The organism is Rhodococcus sp. IEGM 1381 (genome assembly GCF_030056795.1).
In the GTDB taxonomy this organism is placed as follows: Bacteria; Actinomycetota; Actinomycetes; order Mycobacteriales; family Mycobacteriaceae; genus Rhodococcoides.
On the sequence record NZ_JASHKQ010000002.1, the window covers coordinates 351427 to 375683 of the forward strand.

Genomic DNA, 24257 nt, shown 5'->3' on the forward strand with positions numbered 1-24257 from the left:
TCACCTCACGCGCCGATACGCGGCATTCCCATCAATACGGGGACCTTGCGGGCTCCGGACTCGTCGAACGCGATGGTGGGATCGGCCTCGCTCGGGGCATTGACGAACGAGACGAATCGACCGAGCTTCTCGTCGTCCTCGAGCACGCCTGCCCACTCGTCCTTGTAGCCGGCGACGTGGCGCTCCATGTCGGCTTCGAGTTCCGCACCGATGCCGAGTCTGTCGTCGCACACGACGGCTTTGAGATGATCGAGTCCCCCGTCGAGCGACTCGAGCCACGGAGCGGTCCGTTGCAGTCGATCTGCGGTGCGGACGTAGAACATCAAGTAGCGGTCGATGAAGCTGACCAAGGTGGCATCGTCGAGGTTGGAGGCGAGCAACTGAGCATGCTTGGGTGACTGCCCGCCGTTTCCGCCGACGTAGAGGTTCCAACCACCCTCGGTCGCGATGATTCCGACGTCCTTGCCGCGGGCCTCGGCGCACTCGCGCGCACAGCCCGAGACACCGAACTTGATCTTGTGCGGGGACCTCAGCCCTCGATATCGGTTCTCGAGGTCGACGGCCATCCCCACCGAGTCCTGCACGCCGTAGCGGCACCAGCTGGATCCGACGCAGCTCTTGACCGTCCGCAGCGACTTCCCGTACGCCTGGCCCGATTCCATGCCTGCGTCGACGAGGCGCTTCCAGATCGCAGGCAGCTGCTCGACGCGGGCACCGAACATATCGATGCGCTGTCCGCCGGTCACCTTGGTGTAGAGCCCGAAATCGCGAGCGACCTCGCCGATGACGATGAGCTGTTCGGGCGTGCACTCGCCGCCGGGCATCCGCGGGACCACCGAGTACGTGCCGTTCTTCTGGATGTTGGCCAGGAAGTGATCGTTGGTGTCCTGCAGCGAGGCCTGCTCGCCGTCAAGAATGTGATCGGACGACGTCGACGCGAGGATCGATGCGACGACGGGCTTGCAGATGTCGCAGCCGGTTCCGCTGCCGTACTTGGCGATCAGCGACGAGAAGGTGCGTGTGTTCGTCGCCCGAACGATCTCGAACAGCTCGGCCCTGGATTGAGAGAAGTGCTCGCACAACGACTTCGAGAGCACCACCCCGGATGCCGCCAACAACGACTTGATGGACGGCAGACATCCGCCACAGGTGGTGCCTGCGGTGGTGCAGCTCTTCACAGCCGCCAGATCGCAGGCTCCGTCGGCGATCGCCGAGCAGATGGCGCCCTTGTTCACGCCGTTGCAGGAGCAGATCTCGGCGTCGTCGGGCAGCGCACCGATACCGACCTGTTCGGCTGCCGGTGAGATGAGGGCTCCTGGGTCGCCGGGCAATTCTCGTCCGACGAGCGGACGCAGCAGCGAGTACGCGGAAGCGTCGCCGACGAGGATGCCGCCGAGGAGAGTCTTCGCATCGTCGGTCACGACGAGCTTGGCGTACGTCCCCTTGGGCGCATCACTGAACACCACCTCGAGAGCACCCGGAGTGGCCGCCATCGCGTCGCCGAAGCTCGCGACATCGACGCCCATGAGCTTGAGTTTGGTGGACATGTCGGCACCCGGGAATTGCGCCGCGCCGCCGAGCAATCGGTCGGCCACCACCTCTGCCGTCGAGTATCCAGGGGCAACCAGGCCGTAGCATCGACCCTCGACTGCGGCACACTCGCCGATCGCGAATACGGCGGGATCGGATGTAGTGCAACCGATGTCGACCATGATGCCGCCGCGCTCGCCGACCTCGAGGCCACTCTCGCGAGCCAGCCGATCCTGGGGACGCACACCGGCCGAGAACACCAACAGAGCGGCGTCGATGGTGCTGCCGTCGCTCAGCTCGACCGTCAGGCCGGCGCTGTCGTTCTCGGATATCGACGATGTACCGACTCCCACATGGACGTTCAGCCCGAGTTCGGTGACCAGACGAGCCAACAGCGCGCCTCCGCCCTCGTCGACCTGCAGCGGCATCAATCGTGGAGCGAACTCGATGACGTGCGGGGTCATGCCCATCTTCTGCAGCGCGTTTGCCGCTTCGAGACCGAGTAGACCTCCGCCGACGACGACCCCCACCGCACCAGGACCCGCTGCGTCCGCCCGGGCACGGATCTTGTCCAGGTCGTCGAGGGTCCGGTAGACGAAGCAGGCAGGTAGATCGTGCCCGGGGATCGGCGGCACGAACGGATAGGACCCGGTGGCGAGCACGAGCGCGTCGTACTCGACCGTGTCGCCCGCGGACGTCTCGACGGTCCGGTGGTCACGGTCGATGCGATCGGCACGCACTCCGGTGCGCATCTCGACGAGTCTGTCACCGGGATAGTCGTTACCCGCCAGCGCCAGCTCCTTGTGGTCCCAGGCACCGACGTAGGACGACAGGCCCACTCGGTCGTACGCCGGCAACGCTTCCTCGCAGAGGACCGTGACCTTCCACTCGGCCGCCTCGTCGCGCGCACGCAACGCTTCGACGAATCGGTGCCCGACCATTCCATGACCTACCACTACCGCGTTCTTCATTGCGGGTCCTTCCGAATTTGCGTTGCCGTGCAGAGTTTTTCGTGCGTCCAACGAGAGTGCGTCAGACGGCTACCGGTGCGTCGGCAGCGGCAGAGCTGGTCTTGCGCAGGTAGATCGCCCAGGTGACGATCGCGCACACGATGTAGAAGCCGAGGAACACCCAGAACGCGGTCGTCGCGGACTTCGCAGTGCCCGAGTACGACGCTCTCAGAACCAGATTGATTCCGACGCCGCCGAGCGCGCCGATCGCACCGGCAATACCGATGAGAGCACCGGACATCTTGCGCGACCAGTGCTGCTGCTCGTCGACCGTCATACCCTGCAGCGCAACCGATTTTGCGGCGAAGATGGCCGGGATCATTTTGTAGACCGATCCGTTGCCCAGGCCCGAGAGCAAGAAGAGTGCGATGAATCCGATGACGAAGAGCACCATGACCGTGCCGCTGGCCGCGCCGGGCGTCGAGTCGTCCCAGGTACTGGCCGCGACCAGAATTCCGGTGGCGAACGTCATGGCCACGAACGTGTACAGGGTGATCTTGCCGCCGCCGATCTTGTCTGCGAGCTTGCCGCCGAACGGCCGCGACAGCGATCCCAGCAACGGTCCGATGAAGGCGATCTGAGCGGCCTGCAGCGATGCCTGCGCCTGAAGCGCAGGGGTTGCCGGGGCCCCGTCGGTGAGTCCGGCGAGGAAGTTGATCTGCAGCACCTGGCCGAACGCGAAACTGAAGCCGATGAACGAGCCGAAGGTACCGATGTAGAGGAAGGCGATCCACCACGCATCGGAGAACTTCAGCACGTCGATCATGGAGCGGCCGTTGGTCTTCTGGTTGTCGAGATTGTCCATGTACAACGCGGCACCGACGGCGGCGCCCGCGATGAACACGAGATATACGGCGCAGACGATCTCGGGCGCGGTGTTGCCGATGGTGGCGATGACGAGCAACCCGATGAGCTGGATGACGGGCACGCCGATGTTGCCGCCGCCTGCATTCAGTCCGAGCGCCCAACCCTTTTCGCGCTGGGGATAGAACGCGTTGATGTTCGTCATGGAGGATGCGAAGTTGCCGCCGCCGAGGCCGGCGAACGCCGCCACGATGATGTACGTGGTGTACGACGCCGGGTTCAGCATGAAATACATCGTCAGCACCGTCGGAATCAGCAGCACCAATGCGCTGAAGATGGTCCAGTTTCGCCCACCGAACTTGGCGGTGGCGAACGTGTAGGGAATCCGCAGGATGGCACCGACGAGGGTGGGAACGGCAACGAGGAAGAACTTGCCCGCTGCATCGATGCCGTAGACCGACAACGGCATGAACAGCACCATCACCGACCAGATCGACCAGATCGAGAAACCTACGTGCTCGGCGACGACCGACCAGATCAGGTTGCGCTTGGCGATCTGCTTGCCGCCTGCTTCCCAGGCCTCGACGTCCTCGGAGTTCCAGTGCGCAATGTGATGGTCGACGGAAACAGGAACGGTTCCGGGGGGAACGGGCGCGGTGGTCGCTGAGCCGGCGTCTGCCGAAGCGCTACGAGAAAGGCTGGTCACGTGTGGCCTCCTGATCGGTGTGTGAACCGAACATAGGAAAGCCATGTTGCCGCGGCGCTGCGTGCGGTGACTCGAAAGATTAACTTGGTCTCACCCGCGCCGGCGTCACGACGTGAGCTGAAGCGTCACCATTCGCCGAGCGTCACCAGGTGTCTTCGAGCATCCGCGGTCGGCAGCACAGAAACCCGCCGACCAGCAGCACCGCCACACATCCGGTCAACAGAACCAGCGGAAGTCCCCAGCCCCCGGACTCGGTGTGCAACAAGCCGAACAAAATCGGCCCGGTCGAGGACACCACATAACCCAGCCCCTGGGTGAACCCCGACAGCGAGGACGATCCCGCCGCGGTACGAGTCCTGAGGTTGATCAGCGTGAGCGACATCGGAAAGGTCATCGTGCCGAGTCCTATCAGGCACACCCACAGCACCGTCCCGGACGCAGGAGACCAGTGCAGACCGGAGAAGCCGCCGAAATAGCAGACCGCGGCGACAATAACGAGGCCGAACGGATTGCGCATCTTCGCGCACAGAGTCGGAGTAGCCAATGACGTGATGAGGCCCATCGCACCGAATGCAGCGACAGAAGCACCGGCCAAGCCTTCGCCGATGCCCGAGTCGATCAACAGGGTCGGCAACCAGGTGAGCATCGAGTACGTGATCAGCGACGTCATCGCGAACATCATGACCATTCCCCACGCCATCGAGGAGCGGTGAATCCGACCGACGTGCCGGGTGTGCACAGCCGCCGAACCCGCCTCGGCCGAGGTGTCCTTCGTGTCGCGACCGCGTCTAGCGATCACGACCCCGAGCCACGGCAGTGCTGCGGCAACTCCGACGATTGCCCATACTCCGATGGAGACCCGCCACCCGTGGGCGTCCGCGACCGGAACCGCCAGCAGCGGCGGAATCATCGTGCTGATCTGCATCGTGCAGATATAGATGGTGCTGACCAACGCGAGTCGATCCGAGAAGTACCGCTTCACCAGAGGCGGGATGACGACGTTCCCGATGCCCATACCAGCGAGCGCGATCGCGGACAGCGCGAGCAACGATGCGGTATTCGGCGCGAATGCCCGACTCGCCATGCCCACGGTGGTGAGCGCCATGGCCAACAGCGCTGCTCGCTCGAGGCCGGTGCGCTTGGCCAGAAAAGGCGTGGCCAAGCCGAAGACCGCGAACATCGCCGGCGGCAGCATCCCGACGATGCCGATCACGGAATCTCCGAACTGCAGATCCGCAGCGATCCTGCCGAACAACGGGCTGATGGACGTCACTGCAGCGCGCAGTGTCAGCGCGGAAAGAACGATGGCGGCGAATACCAATATGCGGCCGCGGACGAGCGAAGTGCCGGTCGGGGTGATCTCGGAAACGGTAGGCGCACTCACTACGCAATCATAGGATGACCGGATCATCGGGTGCAAAGCATTACTATCGACCGCGAAACGTTCACAGCCCGAGGAGCCCACGTGCGGCAGGTCCAGCGATCGAGCCTGATAACCCAGGTCACCGCACAGTTGCGCGACGAGATCACGTCGCAGCGATGGCCGGTGGGCACCCGCATCCCCACCGAGCCAGAACTGTGCGAGATCACCGGCACCGGTCGCAACACCGTTCGCGAAGCGGTCCAAGCTCTCGTGCACGCCGGCATGGTCGAGCGCAGGCAGGGTTCGGGCACCTTCGTCATGACCTGCTCCGACCTCGGCGGCACCCTGGGTAAGTACTTCTCGGACGCCCGGCACCGCGACGTCACCGAACTCCGCGAGACACTCGAGGTCACTGCGGCTGCGCTCGCCGCGGACCGACGCGACGACGAGGACATCCGGGTCATGCTGGGCGCGCTGAAGGATCGCAACACGGCGTGGTCGGACGAGACCCCACTGGCGGACGCGGTCCGGATCGACGCGCACCTGCACCGCGCCATCGTCGCAGCAAGCCACAACGCTATCTATCTGGAGTTCTACGACTCATTGCTTCCGGTGATCCACGAGGCGATGAGGGACCATGTCCTCGATCACGACGACGACTACGTTGCCGAGCACACCGCTCTGGTCGACGCAGTCATCGACGGTGACGCCACCCGCGCGACGGATGCCGCCCGATCACTGTTCCACGAACTGTCCGAACCCCCAGCTCGCGCAGCGGAATTCACAGCTCCCGCAGCGGAATTCACAGGATGAGGCGCACCAGGTCTGCTGTTCGTGCCAGACCTGGAAAGGCCTCCGACGTCGAACGCGGATGAAGCGCGTGAACGGCGAGACGAAACATCAACGCGCGCAGCAGCATCTGTGGCCACTCGGGTAGATCGTCCCAGCGACCCACCAGACCGTCGTCGGCGTCACCCCAGGACAGCGCATCCACCACCGCTACTCCAGCGGCCCACGGCGCTGGACGCCAGTACGGCGTGATGTCGCTGATTCCGGGTGCGTCGCTGCCCGAGAACAACACCGTTCCGAACAGGTCACCGTGTACCAGTTGATCCGGTGACTCGACAGGTTTACGCAGTGTCGCAAGCTGTTTGACCAACTCGAGACTGCTTTTGCCGTCGCTGGAGGACGGCTCGGGTGCGCCTGCACCGCGCGCCGATCGGAGGGGGACGGCCTCCCATGCCGCTCTGTCGGCCGCGACGAACACGTCCACATCTGCCCAGGGTGCGACGGGCGGCTGAACCAGGAATCGCGGACGCTCGAGTTGCGCCGTCGCCGAGTGCAGACGCAACGACAACGAGACCACCTCGTCGTGCCGGGGCTCGGGTTCGCCGGGGACGAAGGTGTCTGCGCGCCAGCCCGACACGACGTAGCGACCGTCGGTGGAACGCACAGGGCGAGCGAGTCGAACTCCGTCCACCGTCAACGTCTCACGCACCTTGGCCGACCAGGCTGCGCGGGCGTGGTCGGCTACCGGAGACAGCACGACGTCACCCAGACGCCACCCTCCGTCCCAGTCCGCGCCGAGGGGCGCCGGCTCGACATCGCGCAGCCCGAACGTAGAGATCACGTGCTGAGGGGGTTCGACAGAGCTCACGCTCGCCACGCTACCGCCGATCGGTGCGCCACTGCGGACGACGCGCACACACGCACCGCTTCAGTAGATGGGCAAACCGGGGTCTATTTGCTTGGCCCACTCCACTATTCCGCCCTGCAGATGGGACGCATCGGCAAAACCGGCACCGACCACTGCACCGAGCACTTCCGCGGACCTGATACCGGTTTTGCAGTAGAGCACGATCGGCACGTGCTGCGGTAGTTCGGCCATGGCCGCACCGGAGAGGATTCGATCCTTCGGAATCAGGCGTGCGCCGTCGATGCGAACGATGTCCCACTCGACCGGTTCACGCACGTCGATCAGAGCTACCTCGCGCCCGGACTCCATCATTGCCAGTAGCTGCACGGGGGTAACTTCCTCGCCTGCGGATTCGACGGCCGGAACAACTCCACAGAACGCCTCGTAGTCGATCAACTCGGTGATCGGAGTCCGATGCGGATCGCGGGTCAACCGCACCGTTCGATAGCTCATCGCCAGGGCGTCGTAGATCATCAATCGACCCAACAGCGTATCGCCGATTCCGGTGATCAGCTTGATGGCCTCGGTCACCATGATCGAACCGATCGAGGCGCACAACACTCCCAGCACGCCACCTTCTGCACACGAAGGCACCATGCCCGGCGGCGGGGGCTCGGGATACAGGTCGCGATAATTGATGCCCGCTCCCCCCGGCGCGCCATCCCAGAACACCGAAACCTGGCCTTCGAATCGATAGATCGAACCCCACACGTACGGAATGCCGACCAAGGCGGCTGCATCGTTGACGAGGTATCGGGTTGCAAAATTGTCGGTGCCGTCGAGAACGAGATCGTAGTGCCCGAAAAGTTCGAGCGCGTTCGAAGAATCCAGTCGGACCCTGTGCAACGTCACCTCGACGCCGTCGTTGAGTTCGAGAATCGAGTCCCTGGCACTGTCGGCCTTCGGACGACCCACGTCGGACCGGCCGTGGATAATCTGCCGTTGCAGATTGGACAGTTCGACATCGTCGAATTCCACGATTCCCAGAGTCCCGACACCTGCGGCTGCCAAATAGAGCAGTGCAGGTGAACCCAGTCCTCCGGCACCGACGACGAGTACGCGGGCGTTGCGCAGGCGCTTCTGACCGTCCATTCCCACGCTGGGAATGATCAGATGGCGGCTGTATCGCGCGACGTCCCCGGGCGTCAGTTCGCCCGCGGGTTCGACCAGCGGAGGTAGGTGGACCACGATGCAGCGACGCTCCTCGACTCGACACGGCGGCGGTGACCCCGATCGCCACGTTCGAACCTAATCCCCAACCAGTCCGAAACCCAGCCGATCATGCCCGTGGGTACGGCCACGGATTGAAGCGACATGTTTTGCCGTCCATGGGGACCACACCCTCCGGATCCAGTCGCGCGATGTCGTCGTTGGACGTGCCGAACGTCTGCTGCATCATCACCGGTGCCAGGCCACCGTCGGTCTCGCACGGCTGGTGCTGCTGGTAGCCGATTGCGTGGCCCACCTCGTGGTTGATCTGATACTGGCGGTACGAGCCGATGTCTCCTTGAAACGAGATCGCCCCGCGAACCCATCTCGGTTCGTTCAGGACTACTCGCTCGATGCCCGGGTTGTAGCAGGAGACTTCGAGTTGAATGTCGTAACCGCAGGCCTGCCGGATGGACATCTGCGACGTCAGAGAGATCCTGAAATCGGGATCACCCTGATCGATTCGCCGAAACGCGAATCGCGGGTCGTTCGTCCAGCTCTTGGGATTGGCGAGTGTCTGGTCCACCAGGCGGCCGAACGACTCGTCGCCGCCGAATCCGACCGTGTCGACACCGTCCTCCACCTCGACCGTGTACGTGAACACCCGCTCGGTGCCTTGGCCCACCTGCTCGGTGGAACCGGCCACGGTGTGCCACGTTCCGGCACCTTGGACCGCGAAGGGGCCACCGTCCGGCAGTTCACCCGAGGAGATCGACGACGCGAAATTACCGTCCGCCTGTGGCGGTACACCGATGATTCCGGTGCCCGATGTCGTATCCGAGCTCAGAGTGCCGAACCCGGGATCGGCATTGGTGGACTGCGCCGTGTTGCCGGTGACCGGGTCGCCGGTGCGCACGGCGTCGAATACCACGAGCGCGGTGACCACGATCAGAATGGGAACCGCGTACGCCCGCCAGCCGTACGTCGAGGCGAACTTTCCGATCTTGCTCTGCTTACGAACGTCGCGTTCGGGTCGACGATTGCGTTGCTTGACTTCGCGCTGCGTCGGATCCCACTGTGCGCGCAATGGTTGATGAGACCCGCGGCTACCCACCGTGCGTGGAAAATCGTCCGACCGATCGTCGTACTCGTCGTCGACGCCGCCCGACTGCACACCACCGCGGATTCGCGGCCCGCCTCGGTCAGTCACTCGATCACGATCTCACAATCCTCACCGCCCGCTGCTCGGCACGCCGACAACGAGATCGGAACTATCGGGTTCTCGGTACGGAAACATCCTACAAACAAACCATTCGACGTCATTCGGCTTCGATGTAATTCGCTACCGGTCCCCCAGGATCCCGACCGTGCCGGACGCCACGAGTATCGTTGCCCGTGATCTGCGCTACGAGTGATCCGAACCCATGGCCACCCGCCGGAAGTTCATGACGGATCGCTCGCTGTCGAACCAAGACGAGCGCAGTTGTCGACGCGGATGGGAACGGAATTGATGACAGATCTCGACGACCGGAGGTCCTCGGACCGGCCGGCCACCACCGGCAATCGACGCAGCGCACGGCTGCCACGCGATGCCCGTCGGGCGCAGCTGCTCGCCGCTGCGAGCGAAATTTTCGTGACCCGCGGCTATCACGCGTCCGGAATGGACGAGATCGCCGAATGCGCGGGTGTCAGCAAACCGGTCCTGTACCAGCACTTCCCCGGGAAGCTGGAGCTGTATCTGGCGGTGCTGCAGAGCTATGTCGACACGTTGATCGCGGGCGTTCGACAGGCCCTTCGCTCGACCACCGACAACCGACAGCGCGTACGCGCCGCGGTACTGGCGTTCTACGACTTCGTCGACACCGACACGCAGGGCTTCCGCCTGGTTTTCGAGTCCGATCTGATGGGCGATCCTCAGGTCAACTCGCGCGTGGAGCAGGCGACCGAAGCGTGCGTCGACGCCGTTTTCGATCTGGTCGCTCACGACTCGGGACTCGACCCGTATCGGGCTCGCGTGCTCGCCGTCGGTCTGGTGGGAGCAAGCCAGTTCACCGCCCGATACTGGCTGGAAGCCGACCGGCCCATTTCCAAGGAAGACGCGGTGGACACCACGGTGTCGCTGGCCTGGGGCGGTCTGTCGCACGTTCCGCTGCAAGCCCCGTAAGCGCTCGTCCCGTTTACGCCACACGCCCCTCACTCGAAGTCGAGTGAGGGGCGTGCGTTGCTTTTCCCGGCCGTCTCAGGAGGTCGCGAATCCGACCCTCCGAGCATCGGACGGACCGATCTCGACGTACGACACCTTGGCGGCCTGAATCAAGAACTTGCGTCCCTTCTCGTCCTCCAACGACAACACTCCGTCCTTACCGGCGAAGGCGGTCGATACGAGCGCTTCGACCTCGGCCGGGGACTGCGTGCTGTTCACGACGAGCTCACGGGAACTCTCCGAAACACCGATCTTGACCTCCACGGTCAACCTCCGAACTCTCGACAACTCTGCTCACGCCAGGCTAGTGCAGCAGGGTCGGCCCAGCCGCCCGACGCCCTGTGCTGTCAGCGAACACCGCCCTGTGCTGTCAGCGAACGCCGGCGTCGGACGGGTCAGTCCAGGCCGAGTGAGGACATCCGCTCCGAGTGCTGTTCCTGCATCCGATCGAACAGTGCGACTACTCCGTTGAGGTCGCCCGAGGCAGTGATGACGAGATCGGTCAACGACTCGCGCTGTGCGAGCACGAACTGCGCCTGGGTGATGGCTTCGCCGAGCAGACGGCGGCCCCACAGCATCAGCCGCGCCTTGTCCTGCGAGCTCGCGCGAACCCTCGCGGATACTTCGTGGACGACGAACTCCGAATGTCCGGTCTCGGCCAGCACATCTCGCACGATCTCCGCGACATCGGGATCGAGGCTGTGCGCGATCTGCCGGTAGAAATCCGCTGCGATCCCGTCGCCCACGTATGCCTTGACCAGGGACTCCAACCACGTCGACGGAGTAGTCGATGCGTGATATTCGTCCAGGGCACGCACGAACGGAGCCATCGAGGCATACACGTCGAGACCTCGAACGGACAACGCTCGTTCCAGCGTCTCGAAGTGGCTCATCTCCGCCGCCGCCATGCTGGCCAGGGCCACGCGCCCCTCCATAGACGGAGCCATTCGCGCATCCTCGGCCAGGCGATAGAACGCCGAGATCTCGCCGTAGGCCAGGACCGCGAACAGGTCCGGAACTCCCGGGTGATCGTGCGCGATGGCCGGCTCGTCCGACTCGACGAGCGTGATGGATGCATCTATGGACGACGACGACTCCGGCGAGTGGGCTCCCATGGGTGGCAATCGTAGTCCCGTGAGCGACGCCCCGCCGCGGCGCGCGTCGTACCTGCCGCGACCGGCCGACGATGGTGAATTCGGCTCGGCAAGCTACCATGGTGCTCGATCGTCGCTCGCGGACCGATGGAACGGACCGAAGAACACGCGATGGTCATCGATAATGTGTGCGCACCTGATCCGGGTCGCCTCGACAGCTTCGCCGCAGCGGACTTCGCAGTCCGTGGCCGCGCTGAGGCTGACGGCGACATCACATCGGATTGAGGGCATCGACTTCGGCCGGCAATAGGCCTGTGCCCTTCCTTGTGCGCGCGTTCGAACACGAGGAAGGCCAGTCCCCTGAGCAAGATAGTCATCGACCAAGAATCCGAGACCGGCGACACGACGTTGTCGGCTCAACTGGACGACACCCACGTACCTCCTACGTTCGCAGAACTGAACGTCGACGCGGCCATCGTTCGCGCGCTCTCCGAGATGGGAATCGAGCGCACCTTCGCCATCCAGGAGCTGACGCTGCCGCTCGCCATCGCGGGCGACGACCTCATCGGTCAGGCACGTACCGGCATGGGCAAGACGTTCGGCTTCGGTGTTCCACTTCTGCACCGGCTCGCTACGGACAACTCCGGCACCACCCCGCTCGACGGCACTCCGCGTGCCCTGATCATCGTGCCGACCCGCGAACTGTGCGTCCAGGTCAGCTCCGATCTCGAGAACGCCTCGAAATACCTCAGCGGTGCCAACGGCCCCGTCAAGGTACTTTCGATCTACGGTGGCCGCCCGTACGAGGCGCAGATCAGCGCGCTGCAGAACGGGGTCGACGTCGTCGTCGGAACTCCCGGCCGTCTGCTCGACCTCGCCAAGCAGAACCACCTGATTCTGGGCAAAGTCGGCGTACTGGTTCTCGACGAAGCCGACGAGATGCTCGACCTCGGGTTCCTTCCCGACATCGAACGCATCCTCGGCATGGTGCCCGACAAGCGTCAAACGATGCTGTTCTCTGCCACGATGCCCGGCCCGATCATCACGCTGGCGCGCACGTTCCTGACGCAGCCGACGCACATCCGAGCCGAAGAAGCGGAGTCCTCCGCCGTCCACGACCGCACCGCACAGCACGTCTACCGGGCACACGCACTCGACAAAGTCGAGATGGTCGCCAAGGTCCTCAAAGCTGAGGGCCGCGGCGCGACGATGGTGTTCACTCGCACCAAGCGCACCGCTCAGAAGGTCGCAGACGAGCTGGCCGAGCGTGGCTACTCGGTCGGTGCGGTGCACGGTGACCTCGGTCAGGTCCAACGCGAGAAGGCTCTGAAGGCGTTCCGCACCGGCAAGATCGACGTCCTGGTGGCCACCGACGTCGCTGCACGCGGCATCGACATCGACGACGTCACCCACGTCATCAACTACCAGTGCCCCGAGGACGAGAAGACCTACGTCCACCGCATCGGTCGCACCGGCCGTGCCGGACGCACGGGCATCGCAGTCACCCTGGTCGACTGGGACGACATCCCCCGCTGGCAGCTGATCGACAAGGCGCTCGATCTCGGTATGCCGGATCCGGTCGAGACCTATTCGAGCTCGCCGCACCTGTTCACCGACCTCGGTATCGCCACGGACGCCACCGGCACTGTGCGCACAGCACCCTCGCGCGCCCCGGAGAAGACAGAGGAAGACAGCGAGACCGGCGCGGCAGCGCCTGCGGCCGACGCGGCGTCGGCGGCGACCAAGCCCCGCCGCTCACGCAGTCGCCGTCGCACTCGCGCAGGGCAGGGCGGCGACAACACCGCAGGCTCCGCCGCGGCGTCGAACGATTCCACATCTGCCGCGACTTCGGTTGTCGGACAATCGGATACGACCGATACTGCGTCCGCCGACACGGCCACCAAGACCGCCCCGCGCCGCCGCAGGCGCCGTCGTTCCACTGGATCCTCGGCCGATGTCGGACCGTCGACTGCGAGCGATTCGGAGTAGTCTCCCTTCGTGTTGGCTCCAGAACGTCGGACGAGAACCGACCTCGTTGTCGCCGCAGTCATCGCGGTTGTGGTGGTCGTGGCCGCGAGCATTGCCTGGTTGACCGGCGATGCCCGCGGTACCACGTCGATTTCGGCCGTAGAGCCGCTGCCTCAGCCCGAGCCGGCAGCGTCGGTGCCCACAGCCCTCACCGAACTGTGGCGTGCGCCGAGCGCGGCAACGGATTCGACGCGTACCCCGGCTCCCGTCGTCGCCGGATCCACGGTGGTGACTGCCGACGGCGGCTCCGTCCTCGGCCGCAATCCGCGGTCGGGTGAGCAGTCCTGGTCGTACACACGCGATCTCCCACTGTGCTCGGTGGTCTCGGCATGGAACACGGCAGTCGCGGTCTACCGCGACGATCGCGGTTGCTCCCAGGTGACCGAACTCGACGGATCCACCGGTAAGCGCAAGGCGCAGCGCACTTCCGACGCCGACGATGCGGTTCGCCTGTCATCCGACGGCACCTACGTGACGTCGAGGGGCGACGCCCGCATGGAGTTGTGGCGATCGGACATGGTGCGCACCCTCGAGTACGGCCGAGTCGACGCCCCGGTCAATCCGGGTAGTCAGCCGAGAACCGGGTGCACCCTGCTGTCCTCGGCGTCGACGAACTCGCGGACAGCCGTGCTGGAGCAGTGCCCGGGCGAAGCGGCCGCGCGCTTGTCTCTGATCAACCCTGCCCCCAAGGACGCGAGTGAACCCGAAGAGTACGGGTCGACGGTAGTGCCCGAACTCGTTCCCGGGCCCGACTCCCCTACTGCCGGACACATCATTGCCGTCACCGGAAACGTTGTCGCGCTGTACCTTCCAGCCGAGAACGGCGCGCCCGACCGAATCGGACTCTACGACGACACGGCTTCGCGGATATCCGAATCCAACTTGGCTTCCAACCTGTCCCCCGAGCAGGACTCACCGAATTCGCCTGCGACGAAGGCAGGTTCGGTGTTCACCTGGTTCACCGGTGCCGGGGTACAGGCGCTCGATTCCACCGGCTTGTCCCCCGTGTGGTCCATCCCCGGGGCCCTCGGAAGCGGAGCCGTCATGGCCGGCCGGCTGCTCGTCCCCGTGCCCGTCGGTATCGCGGTGGTCGATCTCGCCACCGGCGTGCCGATCGACGACATATCCGTCGACCGAGGCGACTACATCGGTCCGGTGCAGACGTCGGTGATCGGCGATGTGATCGTCGAGCAGCGCGGTGACGACGTGGTCGCTCTTGGTTGATCAGGCCGTCACCAGCCTGGTGCTATACAGCCGGATCGTAGGTCTTCAGCTCGGCTCCGTCGTTCCAGTGCGCCAGTAGGTTCTCGGCGAGTTCTCGATACGCCTGCGCGCCCTTGTTCTTTCGTCCCGACAGCACCGTCGCGCCCGACGCGCTGGCCTCGGCGAAGCGAACGGTCCGCGGGATCGGCGGCGCGAGGACCGGGAGCGAATATCGGTCGGAGACATCGCCCAGCACGTCCCTGCTGTGGGTGGTGCGAGCATCGAACAATGTGGGGAGCGCACCGAGCAGCGTCAGGTCGGGGTTGGTGATCTGCTGCACCTCGGACACGGTTCGCAACAGCTGCCCCACTCCCCGATGGGCGAGGGTTTCGCACTGCAGAGGTACCAACACCGACTGCGCGGCAGTGAGTCCGTTGAGGGTCAGTACCCCCAGCGACGGCGGGCAATCGATGACAACGACGTCGAAGTCGTCGAGAATGGGAGCGAGCGCGCGCTTGAGTGCGAATTCGCGACCCGCCCGCATCAGCAGTAGCGCTTCGGCACCGGCGAGATCGATCGTAGCCGGCAACAGGACGATTCCTTCCGCCGTTTCGATCAGCACATCCTCCACCTTGGCGTCCCCGGTCAACACCTCGTGTACGGAGGAATCGAGCTTGTCGGGGTTGTGCCCCAGAGAGAACGTCAGGCAGCCTTGCGGGTCGAGGTCGACCACCAGGACGCGTCGATCGAGCGCGTGCAGCGCTGCTGCGAGCGAGGCCACCGTGGTGGTCTTGGCCACGCCGCCCTTCTGATTCGCTACCGCAAGAATTGTCGTCACGGCTTTGATCCTTGCCTACATTCTGCGGATGAGCGAGAGTTCGGCACCTCTCGGGCGCGTCAGTGCAGGACGATCGGTGCCGCCGACCCCTCGCTCACGTGCTTGGTTCGGGGCAGGAAGAACGCGGGTACGAACGTGGCGACGATCAGAACCAAGGCAACCATGAAGGTGGTACCGAAAGCTCTGGCCGAGATGTCGAACGCATCGGCCTGGTCGGTGGCGGTCAGTGCGGGCTTCTGCTGAGCTGTCAGCACCACTGACATCAGGGCGGTACCGATCGAGCCGGCGGCCTGCTGAACGATGTTCATCAAGGTGGAGCCGCGCGCGACGGTTTCGTCGGTCAGCGTCTGCAGGGCCGCCGTCATGATCGGCATCATCGTCGAACCGAGGCCGAGTCCCATCACGAACAGGGCGCCGATCAGCACCGTGTAGGACGTGCTTGTACCCACCTGAGTGAACACCGCCATACCCGCGGTGATGAGCACCATGCCCACGAGCACGATTCTGCCGGGGCCGGTCTTGTCGGCGATCACCCCCGCGATCGGCATCGCGATCATCGCGCCGATGCCCTGCGGGGCAAGCAGCAGCCCGGCGGTCAACGTCGTTTCGCCGCGAAGCAGGAAATAGCTCGGGAACAGCAGACCCGCGCCCATGAAGGCCACCATGAACAGCGTCGTGGTGATCACGGCCACGGACAGCGATCGGTTCCTGAACAGTCGCAAATCGATCAGCGGGTGCTCCACACGGAGTGCGTGGAAGACGAACAGGACGATCAACACCAGGCCGACGAGGACCGGAGCCAGCACCTTCACGGCAAGGACGGTTTCGGTTTCGACGACCGAGGACGCGCCGTAGAGAAACAGTGCCAGACCCGGCGAGAGCATCAGCATGCCGCGGAAGTCGAAGGATTCGGACGGAGTCGGATTGTCCTTGGGGAAGATGGCCACAGCGGCAACGAGCGCAACGATGCCGATCGGCAGGTTGATCAGGAAGATCCAGTGCCAGCTCGCTGCCTCGATCAGCCAGCCGCCGAGAATGGGGCCTGCGATGGGCCCGATGAGCATGGGAACACCCAGCACGGCCATCACTCGGCCGATGCGCTCGGGACCGGCAGCGCGGGTCATGATCGTCATGCCCAGCGGCATCAGCATTCCGCCCCCGAGCCCTTGCAGCACTCGGAACACGATGAGCGAGGTGATGTCCCAGGCGAAGCTGCACAGCACCGAACCGAGCACGAACAGCACGAGCGCGGTGATGTAGAGGCGTTTGGTTCCGAAACGATCGGCGGCCCACCCGGTCAGCGGTATGACGGTTGCGAGCGCGAGCGTGTAGCCCGTCATCGTCCACGCGGCGTTGGCATACGTCGTGTCGAACACGTCGGTGAATGTCCGGAGAGCGACGCTGACGACGGTGACGTCGAGGATGGACATGATCGCGCCGAGTACCACGACGCCGGCAATTTTCAACAGCGCTCCGTCGAGCTTCTGCGGTGCCTCGGTCGCCGCGGGCTTGCTCAGGTCGGTCATGGTTCTCCAGATCGGTGGTCGAAAGCTACGAGGCGTGCCGAGGCCGCACGCAGGGGGTCGCAGCGGTGGCGTGCGGCGGCGGCGAAGATTCAAGTGAGGGTAGCCGTCCGGTATGGCTGTGCTCAATGGAATTTTCGGACATATATCCAGGGTGCCTATGACAAAGGCCACATCATGGCTACAGGCATGATCGTCTCCATGACCACACACGGCGGCGTCGAGGCCGGCAGAGTTGTCCTCCTGCGGCACGGGGAGACCGAATGGGCCCTGGCCGGTAAACACACCGGAAGCACCGACGTCCCTCTCACGACCGTCGGCGAGCAACAGGCCGTCGACGCCGGGTCACTGCTGCACCTGCTGAAGTTGCGCGATCCCTTGGTGATCTCGAGTCCGAGGGAGCGCGCCCGTAGAACCGCCGACCTGGCGGGCCTGCATGTCGACCGAACGTGGGATGCGTTGTCGGAGTGGGACTACGGCGACTACGAGGGCACTACGTCGACGCAGATCCACGAGACGGTTCCGCACTGGACCGTGTGGACGCATCCCTGTCCCGGTGGAGAGTCGATCGGTGACATCGCCGTGCGGGTAGAGCTGGTGCTCTCGGTCGTCCTACCGTTGCTGAGTGATCGTGACGTCGTGTTGGTCGGTCACGGCCACTTCTCCCGCGCACTCATCGCCGGCTGGACCGAGGCTCCGATCACCGAGGGCAAGCGGTTTGCACTCTCGCCTGCCGCGTATTCGCTTCTCGGTTTCGAGCATTCGTTCCGCCAGCTCGTCGCCCACAACGTGCACCCGTCGATCCTGACCGCAGCGTCCACTCGGAAGGAAGGCAGTCGATGATCCGCCGCGCCACCGAGGCCGATGTTCCCGCCATAACCGGTTTGGTCCACGAGCTCGCTGAGTACGAGAAGTCGTCGTCTCTGTGCACCGTTCGCGACGAGCACCTTCGTCGTGCGCTGTTCGGTGCCCAGCCGTCGGTGTTCGCGCACGTCGCCGAGCAGGAGGGGGTCGTGGTGGGGTGCGCACTCTGGTTCCTGAACTTCTCTACGTGGGACGGTGTCAACGGTATCTATCTGGAGGACCTCTACGTGCAGCCCGCCGCGCGCGGAGGAGGCTTCGGAAGAGGATTGCTCGCCGCGTTGGCTGCCGAGTGCGTCGCCCACGACTACACGCGGATGACCTGGTCGGTGCTGGACTGGAATACCCCGTCGATCGGCTTCTACCGATCGTTGGGTGCGCAGCCGCAGGACGAGTGGACCACGTTCCGGTTGACCGAGGATGCGTTGGCCGAGTTGGCCGCGACGGCGCGGTGACCGGTCCGGTTCAGCCGAGCTCGTCGTCGACGTCGCTGTATTCGGCTGCCATCCACCGCGATGAGGGCGGGCTGAACAGCAGAACGAGCACAGCGATCACCACGATGCCGAGAACGACGCCGTAGACGGTCTGGTGCGATCCGGTCAACAACGACCAGACGACGGGCAGCAGCAGCAGCTGCACGACGGTGGCGATGGCCCTGCCCCAGCGTTTGCCGAGGATGAGGGCGACGCCCGCAGCCCCGACTCCGACACCCAGTACGCCGAACCACCCGGCGGTGCCGTACCCGTTGGCGACAGCGTTGTCTCCTTCTCCGGAGACCGCCCGAACGAGTAGAACGAACGCGGCAATCAAGGAGGCCGCGCCCTGTGCTGCGACGAGGACCCCGGCGGATCGGAAGGTGGCCGGCGGACTGAGGTTCTCGGGTGTCGATGTGGGCACGCGACCAGCCTAGGACCCGAGAGTGGAGCGTGTGGAACGACCCACTCCAGGCGGGAGTGAAGCCTGCGGAACGGTCCCGATAGTGTTGGTTCTCGTGCGTGCGCTGTTGATCGTCAACCCCAATGCGACTTCTACGACGGCTGCGGCTCGGGATCTGCTGGCCCATGCGTTGTCCAGTCGGGTGCGGGTGACCGTTGCGCAGACGACTCATCGTGATCATGCGTCCGAGCTCGCGCGGAGTGCCCGTGAGGACGGGATGGGTCTGGTGATCGTGCACGGCGGTGACGGCACGGTCAACGAGGTCATCAACGGTTTGCTCGGAGTGCCGTTGCCGACGTCGATGCAGGCGGTGACGATCGGTGCCATTCCGCCGCTCGCCGTCGTTCCCGGCGGCAGTGCGAACGTGTTCGCGCGGTCCCTCGGTATCGCGGCCGATCCGGTCGCGGCGACGAATCAGTTGATCGGCCTGCTCGATGCGCGAGCTCGGCGGACGATCGGGTTGGGACACTGCGACAACCGATGGTTCACGTTCAATGCGGGCATGGGTTGGGATGCGGAAGTGTGTCGGGCGATCGATGCCGGTCGTAAGGATGGAAAGCCGGTATCGGCGACCCGGTACGTTCGATCGGCGGTTCAGGAATTCTTCAAGCTCAAGCGGCGTCCTGCCCGCTTGACGGTGGAGGTTCCCGGGCAGGAGCCGTTCGACGAGGTGCACTACGCGTTCGTCTCGAATTCGAGTCCGTGGACGTACATGAACGAGCGGCCGGTGCACACCAATCCGGGCACCGGTTTCGATTCGGGTCTCGGAGTGTTCGGCATGCGCTCGACTGCCCTGTTCCCCACACTGCGGGTGTCTCGTCAGATGCTGACCAAGGGCGCAGAACCCAAGTCTCGCAAGCTGATTCGCATCGATGACGTTCCAAGTGTCCGAATTTCTTCCACGGAGCCGGTCGGGTTGCAAATGGATGGTGACTACTTGGGCGAACGTACGGAAGCTGAGTTCTTCGCCACGCCCGACGCGTTGGAAGTTGTCGCTCCGACCAGGTGATACGCGGTCGTTTCTAGTGCACAGAGATGCCAGGACGACAGTCTCCTGCGAAAAAACGAGCGAAATCCGGCCGCTCGGGGTACAAAGGAGCGCAGAAGGCTAAAGCGAGCCTAACAGAGTGAGCTTGACCACGGTCACGCGCGTATCCCTTGACTTCACCTGAGTTCGTGAAAGCATTCACAAGCAACAGTGCGGAAACATTGGTTACCCACTCGTGAACAGAAGAGAAACGAAACGGCGCTTCGGCGCCCGGTAAGGAGCAGAGGATGGACTGGCGCCACAAGGCAATTTGTCGCGATGAAGATCCGGAACTATTTTTCCCGGTGGGAAACAGTGGTCCGGCGCTCGCGCAGATCGCCGATGCCAAAGTCGTCTGTACTCGGTGCCCCGTCACCGCTGAATGCCTGTCCTGGGCACTCGAATCCGGCCAGGACGCAGGAGTATGGGGCGCAATGAGTGAGGACGAGCGCCGTGCACTCAAGCGACGCAACGCACGTACGCGCGCACGTAGCTCCGTCTAGGACGTACTACACGACAACGCGGAAAAGCCCGGTACTCGCATACGCGACTACCGGGCTTTTCTGTGTCCTGTGGCGTCGGGACAACGTAACGCACTGTTCATCGAGTCTTCCATCATGGTCTCGGAACGCGTCGTCCCAATGGAACCCTGAGCATCGCGTCCGTCCCCCCACCCGCTGCAGGATGTAGGCCGAGCGATCCGTTCAGCTCCACCGACACCAAGGTGCGAACGATCTGTAGGCCGAGCCCGTCCGAGCGCTCCAGCGAGAACCCGCTCGGTAACCCACGCCCGTCGTCGTGGATGACCACGTCCAGCCATTTCGCGGAGCGATCGGCGCTGATTCTCACCACTCCGGCAGATCCGGCGTCGAAACCGTGCTCCATCGCGTTCTGTACCAATTCGGTCAGCACCATCACCAGCGGTGTTGCTCGCTCTGCCGAGAAGACTCCGAGCTTGCCTTCGCGTGCTACCCGGACCCGCGGATTGACCGTCGCGATGTCGAGCATTATCGGCACCAAGCGGTCGACGATCTCGTCGAGGTCAACTTCCTCGTCCACCGACATCGACAACATTTCGTGTACCACCGCGATGGACGTCACCCGACGGACCGATTCCGCCAGCGCTGTGCGTGCTTCCTCGTTCTCCAGTCGACGAGACTGCAGCCGGAGCAGGGCCGCGACGGTCTGCAGGTTGTTCTTCACTCGATGATGGATCTCCCGAATGGTCGCGTCCTTGCTGAGCAGGGCACGATCGCGTCGCTTCACCTCCGTGACATCACGGACGAGCACTGCAGCACCTGCCGACCGCCCACGGGGCTGCAGCGCCAGAGTGCGCACGAGGACGGTGGCACCGCGGGCATCGACCTCCATACGATGGCCTACATTGCCACTGAGGGACGACCGAATGTGGTCGGCAACCTCTTGCGAGTCGAACGGGTCGGTGACCAGCGATCGAGTGACCGACGCGAGGTCTCGGCCGGACAGTTCCGTCGTCAGTCCCATCCGGTGGTAGGCCGAAAGAGCGTTGGGGCTCGCGTAGTCCACCCTGCCCTCGGTGTCCACGCGAATGAACCCGTCGCCTGCTCGGGGAGACGAGTTCACGTCGGTGCGCTCCTCCGGTGTGGGAAACGTTCCTTCGCTGATCATCAGACACAGATCGTCGGCGCATTCACGGTAGGCCACCTCGAGCGCACTGGGCGGTCGAAGCTGCGCCGGGTTGGTGTCACGCGTGAGCACCGCGATCACGTGCTCGCCGCAGCGCACCGGGATGGCCTCGCTTCGCGTCAGTACGCCTCCGTGCACGATCTCCTGCTGCTGCAGTGCAATCATCACGTCAGGATGCTCGGACTCCGAGATCGCCGTGCCCACGATGTCGTGGGTGAACACCGTCGGCGCAGTGGTCGGCCGACACTGGGCAACGCACAGCACGTCGGCGGTTCCGCTGGACACGTCGTCGGTACCGACCCACAACAGCACGTCCGCGAACGAGAGGTCGGCCAAGAGCTGCCACTCCCCCACGACACGTTGCAGGTGGTCGACCGCAACGCCCGGGAGGTCGGTGTGTTCGGCCAACAGGTCACTGAGGGTCGACACGAGATATCGGTCGGCCGTGGCTCAGGATACGACGGCGATGAGGTCGCCTTGTTGAATGACGTCGCCGACGGCCACGTCCACGGACGTGACCGTGCCCGCCGTCTCGGCCAGCACCGGAATTTCCATCTTCATCGACTCCAGGATCACCAGGGTGTCACCCACCTCGACCGCGTCGCCTCGGGTTACGACCACCTGAAACACCGTGGACACCATCTCCGCGCGAACGTCCTCGGACATCGGCGAACCCCTCTCTCACGTCACCACGAACTGCGCTGGACACCCACCGGAGACCAGGCCCGTCACAGTAAGCCAATCACACGTGGGAGACTGTAGTGAACAAACGAGAGGAGCCCATCATGGGAAAGCGTGGACGTAAGAAGCGTGCTCGTAAGGGCAACAAGGCCAACCACGGCAAACGTCCGAACAGCTGACGGTTTGCCACAAGCCGCGAGGGGCCGAGAAGCAGTTGCTTCTCGGCCCCTCGTCGTTCGCCCTGTATTCGTTCGACCCGTCTTCTTTCGCCCCGTCGTCGGCTACTCGGAGTCGATTTGCCGAGTGAGCACGGTCCGTCGGATCTCGATGCTGAGCCGTTCACGGAGACCGGCCGGAGCCTGGTCTCCTCCACATTTGCGCGAGATCAGTCTCTTGACCTTCTCTTCGATTCCGTAGGCCTCGAAGCACGACCCGCACTCGTCGATGTGCCTCTGCAGTCGCGTCCGGCTGGCCTCGTCACACTCGTTGTCGAGCATGATCCACACGTCCGCGATGACTGCCGAGCAGTCGAGTCGCTCGAACTGCTCGTCTCCGTCTGTGTTTCCGGTGCCCGTCACTGGACTACCTCCTGCTCGTGCCGGTCGACTGCGCCGTCCCGGTTGAATCCACGCTCACGTGCCACATCGGCCAGCAGTCCGCGCAGTTGTTTGCGTCCGCGGTGCAGACGCGACATCACTGTTCCGATAGGAGTTCCCATGATCTCGGCGATCTCCTTGTACGGAAAGCCTTCTACATCGGCGTAGTAGACGGCCATCCGAAACTCTTCGGGAAGGGACTGCAACGCCGCTTTGATGTCGTCGTCCGGCAACGCGTCCAGCGCCTCCACCTCGGCGGAGCGCAGTCCTGTCGACGTGTGCTCGGCGGTCGCAGCGAGCTGCCAGTCGCTGATCTCGTCGGTGGGGTACTGAGCGGGCTGGCGCTGCTTCTTGCGGTAGGAGTTGATGTAAGTGTTGGTGAGGATCCGGTACAGCCAGGCCTTCAGGTTCGTACCCTCACGGAACGACCGGAAAGCCGAGTAGGCCTTCACGAACGTTTCCTGAACCAGGTCCTCGGCGTCGGCGGGGTTTCGCGTCATCCGCAACGCCGCGCCGTAGAGCTGATCGAGCATCGGCAGCGCGTCGCGCTCGAAGCGCTCGGTCAACTGCACACCGGTCTCGGCTGCCCTCTGCTCCGCGATCGCCTTCTCGTCGTCTACTGGAGCGACGGGATTGCTGGCTTCTGTCACGCTGATCCCTTCGATAGCTTCCACCGCCCAGGCTACCGCGCCCGAAGTCGACTTCTGCGAAGAGATCACCCCCTTCAACGCGAGGGGACGTCCCGCGGTCAGCACTGCCATTCGTCATTCCTTCCGCCTGCATCCGTATCTGTGGTTACACAACACAGGTCGCCGCCGCCGTGTTCCCGCGCCGGAACTAGAGTTCAGCGGATGGCTGCGTCGACCCCCGCTCTCGCGCTGCTCACCGCGCGAAAGGTGGCGCACGTCGTACATACGTACGACCACGATCCGAGAGCGCAATCCTTCGGCGAGGAGGCGGCGCAGGTACTCGTCGATCGACTCGGGGTCAGACCGGAACAAGTTTTCAAGACCCTGATCGTCGAACGGGCGGACCGGTCACTCGCCGTCGCGATCGTCCCTGTCACAGGGATGCTCTCACTCAAGGCCGCGGCGACCGCTCTGTCCACCAGAAAGATTGCAATGGCCGACAGGGCTGCCGCTGAACGTTCCTCCGGCTACGTCTTCGGTGGAATTTCACCTCTGGGGCAACGCCGATCTCTGCCCACAGCGATCGACGACTCCGCTCTGAAGTTCGAGACGATTCTGTGCAGCGCAGGCCGCCGCGGCCTCGAAATCGAACTCGCCCCGGCCGACCTCGTCCGGCTCACCCTCGCCACAACCGCTCCCATCGCCGCGCGCTGAT

Annotated in this window: 25 protein-coding genes; 10 read left to right on the top strand and 15 right to left on the bottom strand. The window is 64.2% G+C overall.

Annotated features, from left to right (window positions below; genetic code table 11):
- Nucleotides 1-5: 5 nt before the first annotated feature.
- From nirB to QM797_RS11685, 3 genes are all read right to left on the bottom strand, one after another.
- The gene (gene nirB / locus QM797_RS11675) at nt 6-2501 is read right to left on the bottom strand and encodes a nitrite reductase large subunit NirB (RefSeq protein WP_283275715.1); all 2496 of its coding nucleotides are present in this window, start codon (nt 2499-2501) and stop codon (nt 6-8) included.
- Between the two features lie 61 nt (nt 2502-2562).
- Nucleotides 2563-3954, bottom strand: coding sequence for a nitrate/nitrite transporter (locus tag QM797_RS11680; RefSeq protein WP_283275837.1), 1392 nt, complete (start codon nt 3952-3954; stop codon nt 2563-2565).
- Between the two features lie 238 nt (nt 3955-4192).
- Nucleotides 4193-5434: an MFS transporter gene (locus tag QM797_RS11685; RefSeq protein ID WP_283275716.1), complete on the bottom strand. Its 1242-nt coding sequence runs from the start codon at nt 5432-5434 to the stop codon at nt 4193-4195.
- Between the two features lie 81 nt (nt 5435-5515).
- Between QM797_RS11685 and QM797_RS11690 the strand changes: the two genes are divergently transcribed.
- Nucleotides 5516-6226: a FadR/GntR family transcriptional regulator gene (locus QM797_RS11690; protein WP_283275718.1), complete on the top strand. Its 711-nt coding sequence runs from the start codon at nt 5516-5518 to the stop codon at nt 6224-6226.
- Here QM797_RS11690 and QM797_RS11695 read toward each other — a convergent pair.
- From QM797_RS11695 to QM797_RS11705, 3 genes are all read right to left on the bottom strand, one after another.
- Entirely contained in the window at nt 6216-7070 is an 855-nt protein-coding gene (locus QM797_RS11695) for a TIGR02569 family protein (protein ID WP_283275719.1), read from the bottom strand. The genes QM797_RS11690 and QM797_RS11695 overlap by 11 nt on opposite strands.
- Nucleotides 7071-7130: 60 nt before the next feature.
- Complete coding sequence (moeZ, locus tag QM797_RS11700; RefSeq protein WP_283275720.1) at nt 7131-8297, bottom strand: adenylyltransferase/sulfurtransferase MoeZ; 1167 nt, start codon at nt 8295-8297, stop codon at nt 7131-7133.
- 91 nt (nt 8298-8388) lie between these two features.
- Nucleotides 8389-9468 (bottom strand): DUF3152 domain-containing protein, encoded by a 1080-nt coding sequence (locus QM797_RS11705; RefSeq protein ID WP_502942318.1) that lies wholly within the window; start codon nt 9466-9468, stop codon nt 8389-8391.
- Between the two features lie 300 nt (nt 9469-9768).
- On the opposite strand from QM797_RS11705, the gene fasR reads away from it, so the two are divergent.
- The gene (fasR, locus tag QM797_RS11710; RefSeq protein ID WP_032378141.1) at nt 9769-10422 is read left to right on the top strand and encodes an HTH-type transcriptional activator FasR; all 654 of its coding nucleotides are present in this window, start codon (nt 9769-9771) and stop codon (nt 10420-10422) included.
- Between the two features lie 75 nt (nt 10423-10497).
- Here fasR and QM797_RS11715 read toward each other — a convergent pair whose 3' ends face one another.
- Together QM797_RS11715 and QM797_RS11720 are read right to left on the bottom strand one after the other, a co-directional pair.
- A complete protein-coding gene (locus QM797_RS11715) occupies nt 10498-10725 on the bottom strand; it encodes a DUF3107 domain-containing protein (RefSeq protein ID WP_283275721.1) in 228 nt (75 codons plus the stop codon).
- A gap of 131 nt (nt 10726-10856) precedes the next feature.
- Nucleotides 10857-11576, bottom strand: a complete 720-nt coding sequence (locus QM797_RS11720; RefSeq protein WP_283275722.1) for a ferritin-like fold-containing protein — start codon at nt 11574-11576, stop codon at nt 10857-10859.
- 303 nt (nt 11577-11879) lie between these two features.
- On the opposite strand from QM797_RS11720, the gene QM797_RS11725 reads away from it, so the two are divergent.
- Both QM797_RS11725 and QM797_RS11730 read left to right on the top strand, forming a co-directional pair.
- A complete protein-coding gene (locus QM797_RS11725) occupies nt 11880-13544 on the top strand; it encodes a DEAD/DEAH box helicase (protein WP_283275723.1) in 1665 nt (554 codons plus the stop codon).
- Between the two features lie 9 nt (nt 13545-13553).
- Nucleotides 13554-14807, top strand: coding sequence for an Rv3212 family protein (locus tag QM797_RS11730; RefSeq protein WP_283275725.1), 1254 nt, complete (start codon nt 13554-13556; stop codon nt 14805-14807).
- A 22-nt stretch (nt 14808-14829) separates the two neighbouring features.
- Here QM797_RS11730 and QM797_RS11735 read toward each other — a convergent pair whose 3' ends face one another.
- On the bottom strand, nt 14830-15624 hold the full coding sequence (locus QM797_RS11735) for a ParA family protein (RefSeq protein WP_032376913.1): 795 nt from the start codon (nt 15622-15624) through the stop codon (nt 14830-14832).
- A 59-nt stretch (nt 15625-15683) separates the two neighbouring features.
- Entirely contained in the window at nt 15684-17150 is a 1467-nt protein-coding gene (locus tag QM797_RS11740; RefSeq protein WP_283275726.1) for a DHA2 family efflux MFS transporter permease subunit, read from the bottom strand.
- 174 nt (nt 17151-17324) lie between these two features.
- On the opposite strand from QM797_RS11740, the gene QM797_RS11745 reads away from it, so the two are divergent.
- Both QM797_RS11745 and QM797_RS11750 read left to right on the top strand, forming a co-directional pair.
- A complete protein-coding gene (locus QM797_RS11745) occupies nt 17325-17990 on the top strand; it encodes an acid phosphatase (protein WP_283275727.1) in 666 nt (221 codons plus the stop codon).
- On the top strand, nt 17987-18463 hold the full coding sequence (locus tag QM797_RS11750) for a GNAT family N-acetyltransferase (RefSeq protein WP_283275729.1): 477 nt from the start codon (nt 17987-17989) through the stop codon (nt 18461-18463). Before QM797_RS11745 ends, QM797_RS11750 begins: the two co-directional genes overlap by 4 nt.
- A 10-nt stretch (nt 18464-18473) precedes the next feature.
- On the opposite strand, the gene QM797_RS11755 is transcribed toward QM797_RS11750, so the two are convergent.
- Nucleotides 18474-18905, bottom strand: coding sequence for a hypothetical protein (locus tag QM797_RS11755; protein WP_283275731.1), 432 nt, complete (start codon nt 18903-18905; stop codon nt 18474-18476).
- Between the two features lie 94 nt (nt 18906-18999).
- Between QM797_RS11755 and QM797_RS11760 the strand changes: the two genes are divergently transcribed.
- Together QM797_RS11760 and QM797_RS11765 are read left to right on the top strand one after the other, a co-directional pair.
- Complete coding sequence (locus QM797_RS11760) at nt 19000-19953, top strand: diacylglycerol/lipid kinase family protein (RefSeq protein ID WP_283275732.1); 954 nt, start codon at nt 19000-19002, stop codon at nt 19951-19953.
- 266 nt (nt 19954-20219) lie between these two features.
- Nucleotides 20220-20474, top strand: a complete 255-nt coding sequence (locus QM797_RS11765; RefSeq protein ID WP_032366305.1) for a WhiB family transcriptional regulator — start codon at nt 20220-20222, stop codon at nt 20472-20474.
- Nucleotides 20475-20586: 112 nt separating this feature from the next.
- On the opposite strand, the gene QM797_RS11770 is transcribed toward QM797_RS11765, so the two are convergent.
- Both QM797_RS11770 and QM797_RS11775 read right to left on the bottom strand, forming a co-directional pair.
- Complete coding sequence (locus tag QM797_RS11770; protein ID WP_283275735.1) at nt 20587-22065, bottom strand: sensor histidine kinase; 1479 nt, start codon at nt 22063-22065, stop codon at nt 20587-20589.
- A 21-nt stretch (nt 22066-22086) separates the two neighbouring features.
- Nucleotides 22087-22302, bottom strand: a complete 216-nt coding sequence (locus QM797_RS11775) for a biotin/lipoyl-binding carrier protein (RefSeq protein WP_283275737.1) — start codon at nt 22300-22302, stop codon at nt 22087-22089.
- 119 nt (nt 22303-22421) lie between these two features.
- Between QM797_RS11775 and QM797_RS26345 the strand changes: the two genes are divergently transcribed.
- Nucleotides 22422-22496 carry a 50S ribosomal protein bL37 gene (locus QM797_RS26345; RefSeq protein ID WP_370878772.1) on the top strand — a complete coding sequence of 25 codons (75 nt, stop codon included), beginning with the start codon at nt 22422-22424 and terminating at the stop codon, nt 22494-22496.
- A 102-nt stretch (nt 22497-22598) separates the two neighbouring features.
- Here the strand turns inward: QM797_RS26345 and rsrA are convergent, their stop codons facing one another.
- Nucleotides 22599-22895 carry a mycothiol system anti-sigma-R factor gene (gene rsrA / locus QM797_RS11780; RefSeq protein WP_283275738.1) on the bottom strand — a complete coding sequence of 99 codons (297 nt, stop codon included), beginning with the start codon at nt 22893-22895 and terminating at the stop codon, nt 22599-22601.
- The gene (locus QM797_RS11785; protein ID WP_269603453.1) at nt 22892-23674 is read right to left on the bottom strand and encodes a sigma-70 family RNA polymerase sigma factor; all 783 of its coding nucleotides are present in this window, start codon (nt 23672-23674) and stop codon (nt 22892-22894) included. The genes rsrA and QM797_RS11785 overlap by 4 nt, the downstream gene beginning before the upstream one ends.
- Before the next feature lie 90 nt (nt 23675-23764).
- On the opposite strand from QM797_RS11785, the gene ybaK reads away from it, so the two are divergent.
- Nucleotides 23765-24256 carry a Cys-tRNA(Pro) deacylase gene (gene ybaK / locus QM797_RS11790; RefSeq protein WP_283275739.1) on the top strand — a complete coding sequence of 164 codons (492 nt, stop codon included), beginning with the start codon at nt 23765-23767 and terminating at the stop codon, nt 24254-24256.
- Nucleotide 24257: the final 1 nt, after the last annotated feature.

Bases quoted from the DNA above. Each gene is read 5' to 3' on its own strand.
- QM797_RS11750 (WP_283275729.1), top strand. From the start codon at position 17,987: ATGATCCGCCGCGCCACCGAGGCCGATGTTCCCGCCATAACCGGTTTG.
- nirB (WP_283275715.1), bottom strand. From the start codon at position 2,501: ATGAAGAACGCGGTAGTGGTAGGTCATGGAATGGTCGGGCACCGATTC.
- QM797_RS11785 (WP_269603453.1), bottom strand. From the start codon at position 23,674: ATGGCAGTGCTGACCGCGGGACGTCCCCTCGCGTTGAAGGGGGTGATC.
- QM797_RS11720 (WP_283275722.1), bottom strand. From the start codon at position 11,576: ATGGGAGCCCACTCGCCGGAGTCGTCGTCGTCCATAGATGCATCCATC.
- ybaK (WP_283275739.1), top strand. From the start codon at position 23,765: ATGGCTGCGTCGACCCCCGCTCTCGCGCTGCTCACCGCGCGAAAGGTG.
- QM797_RS11765 (WP_032366305.1), top strand. From the start codon at position 20,220: ATGGACTGGCGCCACAAGGCAATTTGTCGCGATGAAGATCCGGAACTA.
- QM797_RS11740 (WP_283275726.1), bottom strand. From the start codon at position 17,150: ATGACCGACCTGAGCAAGCCCGCGGCGACCGAGGCACCGCAGAAGCTC.
- QM797_RS11745 (WP_283275727.1), top strand. From the start codon at position 17,325: ATGGCTACAGGCATGATCGTCTCCATGACCACACACGGCGGCGTCGAG.
- QM797_RS11775 (WP_283275737.1), bottom strand. From the start codon at position 22,302: ATGTCCGAGGACGTTCGCGCGGAGATGGTGTCCACGGTGTTTCAGGTG.
- fasR (WP_032378141.1), top strand. From the start codon at position 9,769: ATGACAGATCTCGACGACCGGAGGTCCTCGGACCGGCCGGCCACCACC.